At 72.6% G+C, this 14,726-nt stretch carries 15 protein-coding genes; 8 read left to right on the top strand and 7 right to left on the bottom strand.

The window, feature by feature from the left end:
• Nucleotides 1–33: 33 nt before the first annotated feature.
• Together NUM_RS24030 and NUM_RS24035 are read right to left on the bottom strand one after the other, a co-directional pair.
• A complete protein-coding gene (locus tag NUM_RS24030) occupies nt 34–1,791 on the bottom strand; it encodes an IucA/IucC family protein (RefSeq protein WP_207127191.1) in 1,758 nt (585 codons plus the stop codon).
• Nucleotides 1,788–3,185 carry a pyridoxal phosphate-dependent decarboxylase family protein gene (locus NUM_RS24035; RefSeq protein ID WP_225918814.1) on the bottom strand — a complete coding sequence of 466 codons (1,398 nt, stop codon included), beginning with the start codon at nt 3,183–3,185 and terminating at the stop codon, nt 1,788–1,790. The genes NUM_RS24030 and NUM_RS24035 overlap by 4 nt, the downstream gene beginning before the upstream one ends.
• Before the next feature lie 1,066 nt (nt 3,186–4,251).
• Here NUM_RS24035 and NUM_RS24040 point away from each other — a divergent pair.
• Together NUM_RS24040 and NUM_RS24045 are read left to right on the top strand one after the other, a co-directional pair.
• Nucleotides 4,252–5,118 (top strand): hypothetical protein, encoded by an 867-nt coding sequence (locus NUM_RS24040; protein WP_207127193.1) that lies wholly within the window; start codon nt 4,252–4,254, stop codon nt 5,116–5,118.
• Nucleotides 5,119–5,325: 207 nt separating this feature from the next.
• On the top strand, nt 5,326–5,955 hold the full coding sequence (locus NUM_RS24045; RefSeq protein ID WP_207127194.1) for a hypothetical protein: 630 nt from the start codon (nt 5,326–5,328) through the stop codon (nt 5,953–5,955).
• 91 nt (nt 5,956–6,046) lie between these two features.
• Here the strand turns inward: NUM_RS24045 and NUM_RS24050 are convergent, their stop codons facing one another.
• The gene (locus NUM_RS24050; RefSeq protein WP_207127195.1) at nt 6,047–6,559 is read right to left on the bottom strand and encodes a PadR family transcriptional regulator; all 513 of its coding nucleotides are present in this window, start codon (nt 6,557–6,559) and stop codon (nt 6,047–6,049) included.
• Between the two features lie 89 nt (nt 6,560–6,648).
• Between NUM_RS24050 and NUM_RS24055 the strand changes: the two genes are divergently transcribed.
• Entirely contained in the window at nt 6,649–7,227 is a 579-nt protein-coding gene (locus NUM_RS24055; RefSeq protein WP_207127196.1) for a hypothetical protein, read from the top strand.
• 121 nt (nt 7,228–7,348) lie between these two features.
• Here NUM_RS24055 and NUM_RS24060 read toward each other — a convergent pair whose 3' ends face one another.
• Nucleotides 7,349–8,083, bottom strand: coding sequence for a Fic family protein (locus NUM_RS24060; RefSeq protein WP_207127197.1), 735 nt, complete (start codon nt 8,081–8,083; stop codon nt 7,349–7,351).
• Nucleotides 8,084–8,364: 281 nt separating this feature from the next.
• On the opposite strand from NUM_RS24060, the gene acs reads away from it, so the two are divergent.
• The 5 genes from acs to NUM_RS24085 all read left to right on the top strand — a co-directional run bounded on the left by acs (nt 8,365) and on the right by NUM_RS24085 (nt 13,453).
• Nucleotides 8,365–10,365 (top strand): acetate--CoA ligase, encoded by a 2,001-nt coding sequence (acs, locus tag NUM_RS24065; protein ID WP_207127198.1) that lies wholly within the window; start codon nt 8,365–8,367, stop codon nt 10,363–10,365.
• Between the two features lie 68 nt (nt 10,366–10,433).
• Nucleotides 10,434–11,345 (top strand): phosphotransferase family protein, encoded by a 912-nt coding sequence (locus NUM_RS24070; protein ID WP_207127199.1) that lies wholly within the window; start codon nt 10,434–10,436, stop codon nt 11,343–11,345.
• A 98-nt stretch (nt 11,346–11,443) separates the two neighbouring features.
• On the top strand, nt 11,444–12,292 hold the full coding sequence (locus NUM_RS24075) for a neprosin family prolyl endopeptidase (protein ID WP_207127200.1): 849 nt from the start codon (nt 11,444–11,446) through the stop codon (nt 12,290–12,292).
• Nucleotides 12,293–12,541: 249 nt separating this feature from the next.
• Nucleotides 12,542–13,117, top strand: a complete 576-nt coding sequence (locus tag NUM_RS24080) for an NADPH-dependent FMN reductase (RefSeq protein ID WP_207127201.1) — start codon at nt 12,542–12,544, stop codon at nt 13,115–13,117.
• Nucleotides 13,118–13,120: 3 nt separating this feature from the next.
• Nucleotides 13,121–13,453, top strand: a complete 333-nt coding sequence (locus NUM_RS24085) for a winged helix-turn-helix transcriptional regulator (RefSeq protein ID WP_207127202.1) — start codon at nt 13,121–13,123, stop codon at nt 13,451–13,453.
• A 3-nt stretch (nt 13,454–13,456) separates the two neighbouring features.
• Here the strand turns inward: NUM_RS24085 and NUM_RS24090 are convergent, their stop codons facing one another.
• The 3 genes from NUM_RS24090 to NUM_RS24100 are packed head-to-tail and all read right to left on the bottom strand — an operon-like array spanning nt 13,457 to nt 14,662.
• Nucleotides 13,457–13,642 (bottom strand): DUF397 domain-containing protein, encoded by a 186-nt coding sequence (locus tag NUM_RS24090; protein WP_207127203.1) that lies wholly within the window; start codon nt 13,640–13,642, stop codon nt 13,457–13,459.
• On the bottom strand, nt 13,639–13,839 hold the full coding sequence (locus NUM_RS24095; protein ID WP_225918815.1) for a DUF397 domain-containing protein: 201 nt from the start codon (nt 13,837–13,839) through the stop codon (nt 13,639–13,641). The genes NUM_RS24090 and NUM_RS24095 overlap by 4 nt, the downstream gene beginning before the upstream one ends.
• On the bottom strand, nt 13,826–14,662 hold the full coding sequence (locus NUM_RS24100; RefSeq protein ID WP_207127204.1) for a helix-turn-helix domain-containing protein: 837 nt from the start codon (nt 14,660–14,662) through the stop codon (nt 13,826–13,828). The genes NUM_RS24095 and NUM_RS24100 overlap by 14 nt, the downstream gene beginning before the upstream one ends.
• Between the last annotated feature and the right edge of the window lie 64 nt (nt 14,663–14,726).

Below are 14,726 nucleotides of genomic sequence, written 5' to 3' on the forward strand. Positions count from 1 at the left end.
CCTCGGCCACGCTCGGTGCGTTGTCGACGGCGTTCATCGGGCCTCCCGCAGCGGGTTCGGTACGGTCAGGTAGACCGACTGGCGGTCCACCGGCGCGAGCACCTCGTCGATACCGGCCAGCCGGGTGGCGAGGTTCGCCTTGCGCGGCAACCGGTCCGCGGTCAGCCACCGGTGGACCAGGCCGCTGCTGGTGTCGTGGCCGCGGGCCACGATCGCGCGCAGCCCGTCGCGCAGCGCGCCGAGCAGGTCGCGCTCGTCCGCGACACCGGCCGCACCCAGCGCGGACACCGGTGCGAGCGCCTGGTTGAACAGCAGGTAGTAGGTGAGCCGATCGTCCACTATGGAGTCTTCGGTCACCGCCAGGGTGGACTCCGCCGCGCCGGTGGTCGCGAGGACCGCCGGCAGCGCCGAGGTGGCCAGGTAGTAGCCCTGGTTGTCGCGATACCAGCCGGTGTCGGGCCAGCCGTCGGCGTCCAGCAGCACCAGCGTGTTCTGCTGGTGCGCCTCCAGCCCGATCCCGGTCGTCGCGTACAGCAGCACCATCGGAGCGAGCACCCGATCCACGTACCGGCGGACCCACTCGGCGGCGACGGCTTCCGGGCGCCCGCCCGCGGCGAGTCGGCGCACCAGCCGTACCACCGTGGCGTCCCGGACGCCGGGCTGCGGTGCGACGAGCCCCGCCAGTACCCGGGCGGCAGACAGCCCGGGCGGCGCCTCCCGTACCGACACGTCCAGCTGCGTCGGCGTGCCGTCCGGGTGCTGCACGCTCGCGTACGCCGGGTCCGCCACGATCCGGAACCTCGGGTACGCGGCGGCGACCGGCGCGGCGATCCCGGCCGCCAGCAACCGCTGCACCTCCAGCCCGCGGACCAGCTCGGTCGGCGTGTTCTCCCGGCGCGAGTTGGTGATCCGCAGCCCCAGCGACAGCTTCAGCATCACCGGATGCCCCGGCCGGTACACGGTGCGCAGCGACGAGGTCGGATACCAGTCCGGCCCGGCCGGCCCCAACGGCTCGATCCGCCCACCCTCGACCAGCTCGCGGAACCCCTTGCGGCGCAACAGGTCTGCGGCTTGCCAGGGGTGTGCCGGCAGTACCGGTCGGTGCTGCCCGGCGGGCGCCCCGAGCAGTTCGGGCAGCGGCACCGACAGCGCGGGATGGTCCACCGATCCGGTCCGAACCAGTTCCGGGTCGACGGCGAACCAGTGCAGCGGGAACCGGCCGCGCAGCTCCGGCGCGTACCGCGCGTCCTCGTCCGGGCCGATGCCGTCCCGGCTCTTCGCCGCCGGATGCAGCAGGTGCCCGAGCAGCAGATCCTGCTCCGCAGCAAGGAACCCGTCCACCGGCGCCCCACTCACCGTCGATGCGCCGCGCTCCGTCGACGTTCCGTTCTCCCTCGGCGTGCCGCTCGCCAGCGACGCGTCGTCAGCCGTCGGCGACGGCTCCGCGGCGCGCTCGCGGAGGTACCGGCCGATCCGGCCCGCGCTGTCCGCGACCCGCGCCACCAGGTCGGTGTCGCCGCCGGTCAGCAACGCCGCCAGGGCCGTCGCCGAGCCGATCTCTCCGTCTACCGTGGACACTGCGCCGAAGCCGTGCAGCCCGGTGACGGACCGGTACCGGACCTCGGCGGTGACCGTGCCGCCGTCGGGCAGCCACAGCCGCAGCGGGCCACGTTCGGGCACCGGTACCGCGTGGTCGAGCACGAAGCAACGCAGCAGCGCCTCGATCGCGGCCTGCTCCCCCGCGCTCACCGCAGCGTCGACCGGGACGGCGGCTGTGTCGAGCGTCGTCACGCCGCCTCCCGTTCCTCGTCCCCGGCGGCGAGGACGGCGTCGACGAGCTCGTCCACGTCCGCGGTGCGAGCCGCCGGGTTGAGCAGCGTCAGCTTCAGGTGCACACCCCGGCCGGCGATGGTGGTACGGCCGATCAGCGCGGCACCGGAGCGCAGCAGTCGGCGCCGCAGCCGCCCGTTCAACGCGTCCGGATCGGCGCCGCGGTGCCGGAACACCACGGTGGTCAGCGTCGCGCCGGCGGCGAGCTCCAGCCGGGGTTCGGCCTCGATCCGGCGCTGCGCGTGCCGGGCGAGGTGGTGGCAACGGTCCAGCAGGTCGCCGAGCCCGTCGGCGCCGAGCGCCAGGAACGTCGCCGCCACCTTCACCGCGTCGGCGCGCCGGGTGGTGGCGAGCGCGGACCGGTCGAGCAGCCCGTCGTAGCCGGCCGCGCCGTCGTCGGCCGGGTTGAGGTAGTCGACCCGGTGCGGCGCGAAGTCGGCGCCGTCGGCCACCATCAGCACGCTCGCCGGCGCCGGCTGCCAGCCGATCTTGTGCAGGTCGAGCGTCACCGAGTCGGCGGCGCCGATCCCGGACAGCAGGCCGCGCAGCCGGGCGGAGAACACCGCGCCCCCGCCGTACGCGGCGTCCACGTGCAGCCGGCACCCGTACCGCCGGGCCAGCTCGGCGCACGCCGGCAGCGGGTCGACGCTGCCGAAGTCGGTGGTACCGGCGGTGGCCACGATCGCCACCGGCACCTCGTCGCCGGCCAGCCCGGCCAGCGCGCCGGCGAGCAGGTCGGGTCGCAGCCGGTACCGGGCGTCCACCGGTACGGTGCGCACCGCGTCGGCGCCCAGCCCGAGCACCGCGCACGCCCGGGACACCGAGAAGTGCGCGACCGCGGAGCAGAACACCACCGGCCGGGCGCCCGCGGCGAGCCGCTCGGCGACCGCGTCCCGGGCGATGAGCAGGGCGTGCAGGTTGGAGGCGGTACCGCCGGAGGTGAACACGCCGTCGGAACTGCCGGGCAACCCGAGCCTGTCGGCCAGCGCGCGGACCACCTGCCGCTCCAGCTCCACCGCGTACGGCCCCGAGTCCCAGGTGTCGACGCTCGCGTTGAGCGCGGCCACGATCGCCTCCACCGCAGCCGGTACGCCCAACGTCGGCGGCTGCAGGTGCGCCGCGGCGGCCGGGTCGGCCAGGTCGACGGTGCCGGTGGCGTACCGCCGGATCAGCTCGATGACGGCGGCGGTGCCGCGCCCGGCGTCGGGCAGCACGCCACCGCCGGCGGCGAGCTCGGCCCGTACCTGGTCGGCGAGGTCGGCGGGGGTCCGCGCGGGCAGCGGTCCGGTACGACCGCGCAGCCCGGCCGCCGCCGCGGTGGCGAGCGCCGTGGTGAGCGAGGCGAGCCGGCCCAACCCCGCATCGGTACCGGCCAGCTCGTCGACGCCGACCGCCGGCGGCGCGGTGGGCCCGGGACCCGGTGCCGCTGCCGAAGCCGGGATGGACGTCGGCGGCGCGGCCTGCGCGGAAGCCGACGCTCCTGCCGTGGTCGGGGTGGATGCCGGAGCCGACGCCGCTGGCGTGGTCGGCCCAGGTGCCGGTGGTGGAGTCGGGGGCGGTGTCGGCGTGCGGCTCGGACGGGGGGACGCAGGGTGCGGCGTGGTGGCCGGCACGGTGTCTGGCAAGATCATGACGTGCAGCTTAGGGTAGCCTTCCCTAACGTTACGAACCGCCCCCTGGCCCGCACGAAGCGTTGCCCTTCTTGGGGAACTTCGGGCCGGGCCCCTGGCGTGATTGCGCTGGTAGGCGTAGAAAAGGGCATACGGAGCTCGGTCAGCCGAGCGGCACGGGGAGTGTCCGCAAGGCCGAGTCCGTGGCGCGACCACCCGGGGACCCACGTGCGATCAGCCGCGGAGGGCACAGTCGCCGGGACCGACGGTCACCGACCGCGCGGCCCTGAGCCGACGAACACGAATGCACGCCTGGTACCCCGGGCGGACGCGTGGCGACGGCGCCCCACCGCGGGCGCCGTCGGTCTGTCCCGGCCGGGGTACCACGGCACACGCACCGAGGTCGTTCGGAAGGAACGCGACGCCGGCGACCCGATCAGCGCCCGACGACGGCCCGGCCACCGGTAGGTGGCGACCGCAGGGGACGAGTCTGCTTTTCCGGTTCGGCTAGGGTCTGTGGCGAAGTCCGCGCGCCGGCCGCGTCGGCCCCTCGCTTCGTACGGCGTCCCCTTACGCCGTGTGCGGCCCGTACCCACGTGCGGTCATCCGAGGCGCCACCGGTCGGGGATGCAGTGTCTGCCGCTGCTCGACATCCAAGGAGCCGTCCCGCATGCAGCCGAACGATCCGTCGCAGCCCCCTCCGTACGGGCAGCCCGGACAACCCACCCCGCCCGCCGCCCAGCCGGCGCCGGGCCAGCCGGTCCCACCACCCGGGCCGGTAGCACCGCCGAATCCCGGTCCGGCGCAACCGATGCCGGGCCACTTCGACACCGGGCTGCCGCAACCCTCCGGCGCGCCGTACGCCCGGCTGCCCGGGCCCGGTTGGGCGCCGGAGCGGCGGATCCTGATCGGTGACGCGCTCACCGCGTTCGGCGGGCTGCTGGTGTTCGCGTTCTCGTTCGCCCCGTTCGTCTCGTACTCCGACGACTCGACCGTGCGCGATCTCGCCCGGGAGAACCTGCCGACCTGGTTCAGCGCCTGGGCCACCGAGACGTTCATGGCGCCGCTGACCTGGTTCGTGGTGCTCGGCGGGCTCATCTCGATCAGCCTCGCCGCGGCCCGGATGGCGGTGCCGCGGGAGCGCGAGGTCACCGGCTTCCGCACCGGCCACCTGCAGATCGGCGTCTCGATCTTCGTGTTCCTGGTGCTGTTCGGCTACGCGACGTCGGCCAAGAGCATCATGTTCGGCCACGACCTCGGGGTGAGCGTCACCAGCCTGGGCAGTTCCGAGGGGCTGGACATGTCGCTCGGCTGGGGCGGGTACCTGATGCTGTTCGGTTCGCTCGTCGCGGCCGTCGGCGCGGTGCTCAGCCACCTGGAGATCGGCCCGACCGTGTACCCGCAGCCGCCGCGCCCGGCGGCCCCGGCCCCCGCCGGGTACCCGCAGCAGCCGGGGTACCCGCCGGAGCAGCAGGCGTACCCGCCGGCCGGGGTCGACATGCCGACCGCGCCGTACCCGACCGTGCCGCAGCCCGCCCAGCCTGCACCGCCCGCACCGCCCGCCGGTCAGCCCGCACCGCCCGCGGGCCCGCCCGTGCCGCCCGCCGGTCAGCCGGTACCGCCGGCCGCCCCGGGGGCACCGCAGCCGCCGACGGGTCAGACCTGGCCGCAGCAGTAAGGCCCGGACGACCAGGGCCCGACGAACAGGGCCCGACGACCGCCGGTACCGATCGGTACCGGCGGTCGTTCGCGTCTGCCTGGTCACGGTCGGGACACACGTGGTGGCCTGCCGAAACGGTGCCCCACAGGTTGCACGACACGACTAGTGTCAGGCGACCCTGCTCGGGCGCCGCCCGTCCACACCCCTCCCCTCAAGGGACATTCCATGAGTCACCAGACAATCCTCGCCGAGATGACGTTGACCGAGGGCCAGTTCAAGGCCATCGCGGTCTTCTACGTCATCGCCGGCCTGATCTGCCTCGGCATCGGGATCCTGAACCTGAGGAACAAGCACAACGGCAGCGGCGTGCTGTCGCTCCTCATCGGGATCGCCGGCGTCGTGTACGGCGCGTACATCCTGATCGGCGATCCGGACACGGTCTGGGTCTCGTTCAAGATCTTCATCCTGCCGGTGATCGCGATCATCTACGGCATCGTCGCGCTGGTGAAGGGCAAGGCGGGCGGCTCGTCCGGCGGGCCGACCCAGGCCGCGCCGTACAACGCGGCCGGCCCGCAGCCCGGCTGGAACCAGCAGCCCGGCCAGCCCATGTCCGGCCAGCCGGTTCCCGGCCAGATGCCTCCCGGCCAGTACGGCCAGGGCCAGCCTGCCGGTTACCCGCAGGCGCAGCAGCCGGGTGGTGCCCCGGCCGGCTACGGCCAGCCCGTCGCCCAGCAGCAGTGGGGCCAGGGTGCCGCGCCGCAGCAGCCGATCCAGCGCGACCCGCAGAGCCCGCCGCCCCCGCCGCCGGCGCAGACCGACCAGCCGCTCTGGCCCGGGCAGAACCAGAACCAGTAACTCCCGCGGTCGGCCGGCGCGATCCCAGCAACGCCGGCCGACCCGCGTTCCCGCCGCCGGCGGGGGACCTCGTCGTTCGATCGGCGGTCGGTCAGTCGAGTTGGTCGGCCGCCCACTCGGCCCAGTCCCGGCGCATCGCGCTGAACCGCAGTCCCCATTCGAGGGCCATCCGGCCGTAGCGGGACAGGTCGCTGTCGTCCCAGTCGATCGACCGGCTGAGGTGCTCCATCGCCGCCTGGTCGCGCTTGGCGTGGTCGAGCATCTCGTCCAGCACCGCGACGCGTTGGTCCCGGTCGAGCACGCCGAGGAAGAACACGCGCAGCAGCGCCGGGTTGCGGGCGGGCCTGGCCGGCTTGCTGTCGACGAGCCAGTGCCGGAGTTCGACCCGGCCGGCGTCGGTCAGCGCGTACTCCTTGCGGCCGCGCGGGCCGGTGTCGGACACGGTGATCAACTCGTCGGCGGCCAGCTTGGTCAGCTCGGTGTAGATCTGGCTCTGGGACGCCGGCCAGACGTTGGCGAGCGACCCCTCGAACCGTTTCAGCAGGTCGTACCCGCTGGCGGGGTGTTCGACCAGCAGACCCAGCAGCGCATGACGAAGACTCATGCCCCACACCTTACCTTCCAGACTTGACATGTCGCTAGAGCACCTTCTAGTTTTGACATGTCAGCAGCGAAGTGCCCGAGGAGCCTGCCATGTCGTACGTGCTTGCTTTCGCCCCGTGGATCGTCTACGCGGTGATCCCGTCGTCGCAGTGGCAGTGGGGCGCGCTGGTCGCGCTGGTGCTCACCGCCGCGACGCTGGCCTGGTCGATCGCCCGCCGCCGGCCGGTCGCGTCGATGATCATCGAACTCGGCTCGGTGGTCTTCTTCGCCGCCGCGACCGTCCTGGCGTTCGCCGACCCGCACACGGCGCTGCACCCGTACCTGCCGGCGGTGTCGAACGGCTGGCTCGCGGTCATCTCGTGGTTCTCGCTGGCGATCCGGCAGCCGTTCACGCTGGGCATCGCCAAGCTCGACACCCCGCGCGAGGTCTGGCACCAGCCGCTGTTCATCCGCACCAACGTGGTCATCACACTGGTCTGGTCGATCGCGTTCACGCTCGGCTCGGCCGCGCTGGCGATCTGCGGGGCGGTGCAGGCCGGCAGCACCGCGGTGGTGCTCGTCCAGGTGGCGAGCTTCGTGATCCCGATCGTGTTCACGATCCGGTACGTGGCGGCCGTGCAGCGCCGGGTCGCCCAGCTGCGGGCCCAGGCCGGCGCCGCGCAGCGGTAACCGGAACCAGCGCGGCGGGCGGCGGCCATCCGGTCGCCGCCCGCCGCGTGTTCGACGACAGGCACCGGCCCGATCCCGGTCACCGGACGGTCAGCCGGCACGAGGCGGCCGACCCCGGCGGTCAAGCGGTACGGGCGGCTTCCAGGGCGGCGGTCTGCGCGGCACCGAGCCGTACCGCCTCGGTGTAGTGGCGCAGCCAGGAACGGACGCCGTCCTCGGTGCCGGCGGCGTACGCGTTGGCGGCGCCCTGGTACTCCGGGGCCCGGTCCAGGTGGCCGGCGTCGACGGCGATCAGGGCCCGCGGGTCGACCCCGCGGGAGAGGAGCGTGAGCCGGGCGGCGGCGCGCGCGACCACCCCGTTCGGGCCCGGGAACGGCGCCAGCGCGAGCAGTTCGGCGTGCACCACCGCGGCGTGCAGCAGGCCGGGACCCGGGTCCGGGTCGGCGATCAGGCCGAGCAGCCCACCGAACCGGGCCGTGGCGCTCGCGGCGAGGTCGGGTCGGCCGAGCTGGTCGTCCGGGACGGTGCCGCGGGCCGCGAGCAGGTGCAGCCGGGCGAGCGCCTGCCCGGGCGCCCGGCCGTACGTGTCGGCGAGGCCCGGCAGCGCCTCGGCGACCCGCAGCGCGCCCTGCACCACCGGATCGGTGACCGTCCCGGCGCGTACCTCGGCGAGATCGGCCGCGGCGCCTTCCAACGCGGCGGAGGCGTGCGCGCAGCGCAGCGAGACCTCGGCGGCGAGGGGGCCACCGGTACGGCGGAGGCTGCGCTGGCCGAGCACCTCGTCGACGGCGTCGCGGGCCGAGTCCAGGGCGGCGGCCACGTCGGGGAGGTCGAGCAGCCGGTTCAACACGGTCATGGCTTGCCAGCGTACCGACCGGGGGCGTGCCGCCGAGCGCGGCTGTGCGCAGGTTATGCACCAGCGGTGCAAGTTCGTGAACGGAACCCTACGATAATGATCAAGCTTTGACAGCGGTTCGCGACACCCGGCCCTCGCCATGTGTGCCGCGTCGCACTAAGTTGACCAATAAAGAGGTGCCAACACGATGGCGTCGCCTGCTCGGCAGGCGCCGACCGCGATCGTGCTGGAACGTTCGAAGATCCTCGCTGGAACGGCACGTCGGAGAGGGAGTCGCGCTGATGACCGAGACATCTACCGAGGGCACCGGGCCGGAAGGCGGCGCCCTGTCCAACCTGTTGCACGAAACGCGCAGGTTCGACCCGCCGGCCGAGCTCGCCGCGAACGCCAACGTCAAGGCGGACGTGTACCAGCGTGCCGCGGACGACCGGCTCGGCTTCTGGGCCGACGCCGCCGAGCAGTGCCTCACCTGGGAGCGCAAGTGGGACCAGGTGCTCGACTGGTCGAAGGCGCCGTTCGCCAAGTGGTTCGTCGGCGGCAAGCTGAACGCCGCGTACAACGCGGTCGACCGGCACGTCGAGGCCGGCCACGGCGACCGGGTCGCCTACTACTGGGAGGGCGAGCCGGGCGACACCCGCACGATCACCTACGCCGACCTGCAGAAGATGGTGTCGCAGGCGGCGAACGCGCTGGTCGAGCTGGGCGTGCGGACCGGTGACCGGGTCGCCATCTACATGCCGATGATCCCGGAGACGGTCGTCGCGATGCTGGCGTGTGCCCGGCTCGGCGCGCCGCACACCGTGGTGTTCGGCGGCTTCTCCGCGGCCGCACTGCGCGACCGGATCCAGGACTGCGACGCCCGCATCGTGATCACCGTCGACGGCCAGTACCGGCGGGGCAACCAGGCGGCGCTGAAGCCGGCGGTGGACGAGGCCGTCGCCGACTGCCCGGACGTGCGCAACGTGCTGGTGGTCCGGCGCACCGGCCAGGACGTCGCCTGGACCGACAAGGACCTGTGGTGGCACGAGGTGGTCGACCGCCAGCCGACCACGCACACCCCGGAGGCGTTCGACGCCGAGCACCCGCTGTACGTCATGTACACCTCGGGGACGACCGGGAAGCCGAAGGGCATCCTGCACACCACCGGTGGCTACCTGACCCAGTGCGCCTGGACGCACTGGGCCGTCTTCGACCTCAAGCCGGAGCAGGACATCTTCTGGACGGCGGCCGACATCGGCTGGGTCACCGGCCACTCCTACATCGTGTACGGGCCGCTGATCAACGGCGCGACCTCGGTGATGTACGAGGGCACCCCGGACACGCCGCACCAGGGTCGCTGGTGGGAGATCATCGACAAGTACAAGGTGTCGATCCTCTACACGGCGCCGACCACGATCCGGATGTTCATGAAGTGGGGCGCCGAGGTCCCGGCCCGGTACGACCTGTCCACCCTGCGGGTGCTCGGCAGCGTCGGCGAGCCGATCAACCCGGAGGCCTACATCTGGTACCGGCACAACATCGGGCACGACAAGACCCCGGTGGTCGACACCTGGTGGCAGACCGAGACCGGCGGCCACATGATCAGCCCGCTGCCCGGCGTGACCGCCGGCAAGCCGGGCTCGGCGATGACCGCCATTCCGGGCATCTCCGCGGACGTCGTGGACGACGCGGGCAAGCCGGTCGGCAACGGCCAGGGTGGTTACCTGGTGCTGACCGAGCCGTGGCCGGGCATGCTGCGCACCATCTGGGGCGACGACCAGCGCTACCTCGACACGTACTTCTCCCGCTTCCCCGGTGTCTACTTCGCCGGTGACGGTGCGAAGAAGGACGAGGACGGCGACCTCTGGCTGCTCGGCCGGGTGGACGACGTGATGAACGTGGCCGGTCACCGGCTGTCCACCACCGAGATCGAGTCGGCGCTGGTCAGCCATCCGAAGGTGGCCGAGTCGGCGGTCGTCGGCGCCACCGACGAGACCACCGGCCAGGCCGTCGTGGCGTTCGTGATCCTGCGCGGTTCGGTACCGGCGGAGGAGGCGCAGGGCGCCGAGCTCGCCGCCGAGCTGCGCAACCACGTGGCCAAGGAGATCTCGCCGATCGCCAAGCCGCGGCAGATCCTGATGGTGGCCGACCTGCCGAAGACCCGGTCCGGCAAGATCATGCGTCGGCTGCTGCGTGACGTCGCGGAGAACCGCACGATGGGCGACGTGACGACGCTGCAGGACTCCTCGGTGATGGACCTGATCTCGGCCGGCCTCGCCGCCGGCAAGTCCGACGAGGACTGACCCCGACGGTTCGACCCGACGGTGGCCGGTGCGGTGACGCACCGGCCACCGTCCTTTGTGGAGGCACAGTGGACGGTTGGCCGGACCGGCTGGCCGCGCTGGGGTTCCCGGGCGCCGAGCGGATCGGGGCCGGGACCGAGGGCGTCGTGTACCGGCTGGGCGACGAGCTGGTCGCGAAGGTGTGGCACGACGGCCGGCCGCTCGAACCGTTGGCGGCGGCGTACGCGGAGGTGGCGGCGGCCGGGCTGCCGTTCGCGACGCCGCGGATCGAGCGGATCGAGCGGGTCGCCGGCCGTACCGTCAGCGTCGAGCGCCGGCTGACCGGGGTGCCGCTGTCCGAGCTGCTGGCGCGCGGCACGGTGCCGGTGCCCGCCGCGTACGAGCTGGTGCTGGAGATCCTGGCGGCGCTGGCCGCGGTGCCGGCCGGGCCGGCGGTGACCGCCCTGCCGGTACTCGGGGAGGCCACCTCGCCGTGGTGGCCGGGCGCGGCGTGGGGCGAGGTGCTCGGGGCGGTGCTGGCCCGGCGCGTCTCCCGGTTCGGTGGTCAGCTGCGCCCCGCGGTACCGGGATTCGACCGGCTGCTCGCCGGGACGTACCGACGGCTCACGACGCTGCCGGCCCGGCCGGATGGCCTGCTGCACGGCGACCTGTGCCTGCCGAACGTGCTGGTCGGCCCGGACGGCCGGGTGTCGGCGCTGCTCGACTGGGGGCTGCTGACCACCCGGGGCGATCCGGCGTTCGACGCGGCGAGCTTCCCGGCGTTCTTCGACATGTACTCGCCGCGCGCCCGCGAACACACCGAGGCGCTGACCGCCGCGGTGTGCCGGCGCTTCGGCCACGACCGGGACCTGCTGCTGCTCTACCGCGCCTGGTACGCGCTGGTCGGCTCGAACCTGTACGACCCGCTCGGCCGCGACGGTCACTTCGCCTGGTGCGTACGGGTGCTGGCCGATCCGGAGATCGTGCGGCTGCTGCGCTGAGCCCCGGAACCCGGCCCCGAGGTTTTTCGCCATACTGGAGAGCGTTCGCGCGATACGCGTAGTTTGAGGTCTTCACCCCTCATGCCACGGAGGACCCGATGCGTATCCGTACCGTCCTGCCGTCGGTGGCCGCCGCGCTGCTCGGCATCGTCGCCGGACCCGCCGCCGCGCTACCGGCCGCCGGCCAGCCTGCCGCGACGACCGTCACCGCACGTCCCGTCCCGCCGGCGCGCTCGCTCGCGCCCGGCATCGCGCTGCCCGGACGGTCCCCGCGCCGTGCGGCGCCGGCCGCGGACACCTTCACCTACGTGTACGGCCGGCAGTCGGTGGCCACCGACGGGGCCACGGTGACGATCGACCAGGCAGCGCCGGCGCTCGCGACCGCGGACTACCACTCGCTGGCCGAGCTGGCGCTGCAGTCCGCGGACGGCCAGCAGATCGTCGAGATCGGCTGGACCGTCGACCGCGCGGTGAACAACGGCGACACCGGACCGCACCTGTTCGTCTACCACTGGGTCGACCGGCAGGAGTCCTGCTACAACGGCTGCGGCTTCGTCCCGACCTCGACCACGGTGCGCGCCGGTGATCCGGTCACGCCGGGCGCCACCGGCCGGTACGAGATCGTGCACGCCGCCGGTCAGTGGCAGACCTGGTACAACGGGACCGAGGTCGGCTACTTCCCGGATGCCTTGTGGGGCAACGGGTACACCCGGGCCGGGCTGGTGCAGGCGTTCGGTGAGGTGGCCTCGTCGAGCGCGGCGCCGTGCACCGACATGGGCAACGGTACGTTCGGCGACGCGGCCGGGTCGACCACGATCGGCGGCTTCGCGCTGGACAACGGCTCGGCCCCGGCCCAGCTCTCGGTCGCCGACACGAACCCGGCCTACTACGACCACGGCGGTACGACGGGGACGTCGTTCCGCTTCGGTGGCCCCGGCGCCTGCTGAACGCCGCACTCCCCGGGCCCCTGCCCAGGGCCCGCCGCCTCCGGACGGCTGCTCAACGGTTCGCCGCCCTCGGCCGGCGACCGAACGGTCTGCTGCCTCCGGGCGGGCAGCCGGACGCGGTGCAACTGGTCACTTTGGTTTGCTGAGTTGCTCAGGATTCTGTAGCTTCGTGGCGGGCGGCGCGGAGCGCGTCGCCGACCGCGAGCGGGTCGAGCGGCGCCGCCGCCGGCCGTACAGGGAGAGGCGCAGATGGCGAAGCTGGAGATCATCGTCGGCAGTGTCCGGCCGGGCCGGGTCGGGCTGCCGGTCGCCCAGTGGATCGAGCAGGAAGCCCGGTCGCACGGCGGTTTCGACGAGATCGAGCTGGTCGACCTGGCCGAGGTCGACCTGCCGATGGCGAACGAGCCGGAGCACCCGCGGCTGCGGCGCTACGTGCACCAGCACACCAAGGACTGGAGCGCCAAGATCGACGAGGCGGACGCGTTCGTCTTCGTGATGCCCGAGTACAACTACGGCTACAACGCGGCGCTCAAGAACGCGATCGACTACCTGCACCACGAGTGGTCCTACAAGCCGGTCGGCCTGGTCAGCTACGGTGGCGTGTCGGCCGGCACCCGGGCCGCCCAGATGATCAAGCAGGTGGTGACGACCGTGAAGATGTTCCCGGTGCCCGAGGCGGTGCAGATCCCGTTCGTCGCCAACTTCCTGACCGCCGAGCGCACGATCGCGCCGAACGAGGTCATGACCGGCGCGGCGAAGGCGATGCTGGACGAGCTGGTCCGCCTGACCGGCGCGCTGCGCACCCTGCGGACCGGGCAGGGCTGAGCCGTGACGCGGCCCGTCTGCACCCGGTTCCACGCGGCGATCGAGCTGATCGGTGCCCGCTGGACCGGCGCGATCCTGCGCGCCGTGTTCACCGACGCGCACCGGTACCACGAGATCAAGGCGGCGGTGCCCGGCGTCTCGGACACCATGCTCGCCCAGCGGCTGCGCGCGATGGAGGCGGACGGGCTGCTCACCCGGCAGGTCGACACCGGCACGCCGGTGCGGGTCGAGTACCACCTGACCGAGATGGGCCGCGACCTCGCTCCGGTGATCGACGCGGTCGTCGCCTGGTCGCACCGGTGGATCCCGATCCCGGCCGGCGGCGACCCGGACTGACGCTCAGCGCGACAGGCTCGGCACCACGTCGAGGAACGCGCGCCACGCTTCCGGCGCGACGGACAACATCCCGCCTGTGGGGTTCTTGCTGTCCCGCACGTACCAGGCCGCCCCGCCACCGGCAACCTCGACGCACTGACCGCCCTGCCCGCCGGACCAACTGCTCTTGAACCAGCGCAACGGTGTCATCGCAGATCCGCCCGTACCGCATCGACGAACGCGCGCCACGCCGCCGGACCGACGGACAACATTCCGTTTGTGGGGTTCTTGCTGTCCCGGATGTACCAGGCTGCTCCGTTGCCGGCGACCTCGACGCACTGGCCACCCGAGCCACCGCTGCGAGAACTCTTGAACCAGGTCAAGGCCATTGCTTCATGAGCGGTCATGGAAGTCTCTCCTCACCCGATCAATGAGCTCTATCGAGTCCTCGATCGGAAGCGCCTGACACTGCGCGGCCCGGAATCCGCGTGCGTAGTATTCCACGGTCTCCGACTCTGGGATCAGCCGTGCATTCGCTGGATTGTCGACGTAGACGTAGCGTTCCCGCTCGGGCAGTTCCATCAACGTGAACGACCCATCCGTTGGAGCGAGTCGAGCGTGGCTGAAGGTGAGGATCTGGAGTTGGATGTTGGGGCGGGCAGCCGTCTCGATGAGGTGGGTGAGTTGGGCGGCCATCATCGACGCGGGGCCCATCGGGCGGCGCAACACGCTCTCGTCCAGGACGAAGGAAAGCAGCGGCGGGTCGGCCCGATCCAGGATCCGCTGCCGGTCGAGGCGAGCGGCGAGCCGGCGCTCGATCTCCTCCGCTGACTTCGGCGGCCACGAGTTGAGCACCGCCCGGGCGTAGTCCTCGGTCTGCAACAGGCCGGCGATCACCTGTACCTCGAACTCCTGGATGGCGGTGGCCTCGGCCTCCATCTCGACGAACGGGCGGAACCACGACGGGTACGACTCGGCGGCGAGCAGCGGCAACAGCCGGGCCAGCGCACCTCCGGTACGCAACACGTCGTCGCACCGGGACGTGAACTCGCGGGTGGGGTTGCGCTGCAGCTTCTCCACCATGCCGACCAGCGCCGCCGAGTAGTGCGTCAGCGCGGCGAGCCGTTCCTGCGTGACGCCGCGCTCCTGCCGCCAGCGCCGCAGCTCGGCCGCGTACAGCCGGTGCGCGGCGTCGCCGCATTCGTCGGTCTGCGTGGCGACGCTCGTCATCACGGCTGCTCCCACCCGTGCCGTTAGAACCGGTACATGTTCACGTGTAGAGGCTAGAGCACTA

The sequence above is a fragment of the Actinocatenispora comari genome (genome assembly GCF_017312725.1).
Lineage (GTDB): Bacteria > Actinomycetota > Actinomycetes > Mycobacteriales > Micromonosporaceae > Actinocatenispora > Actinocatenispora comari.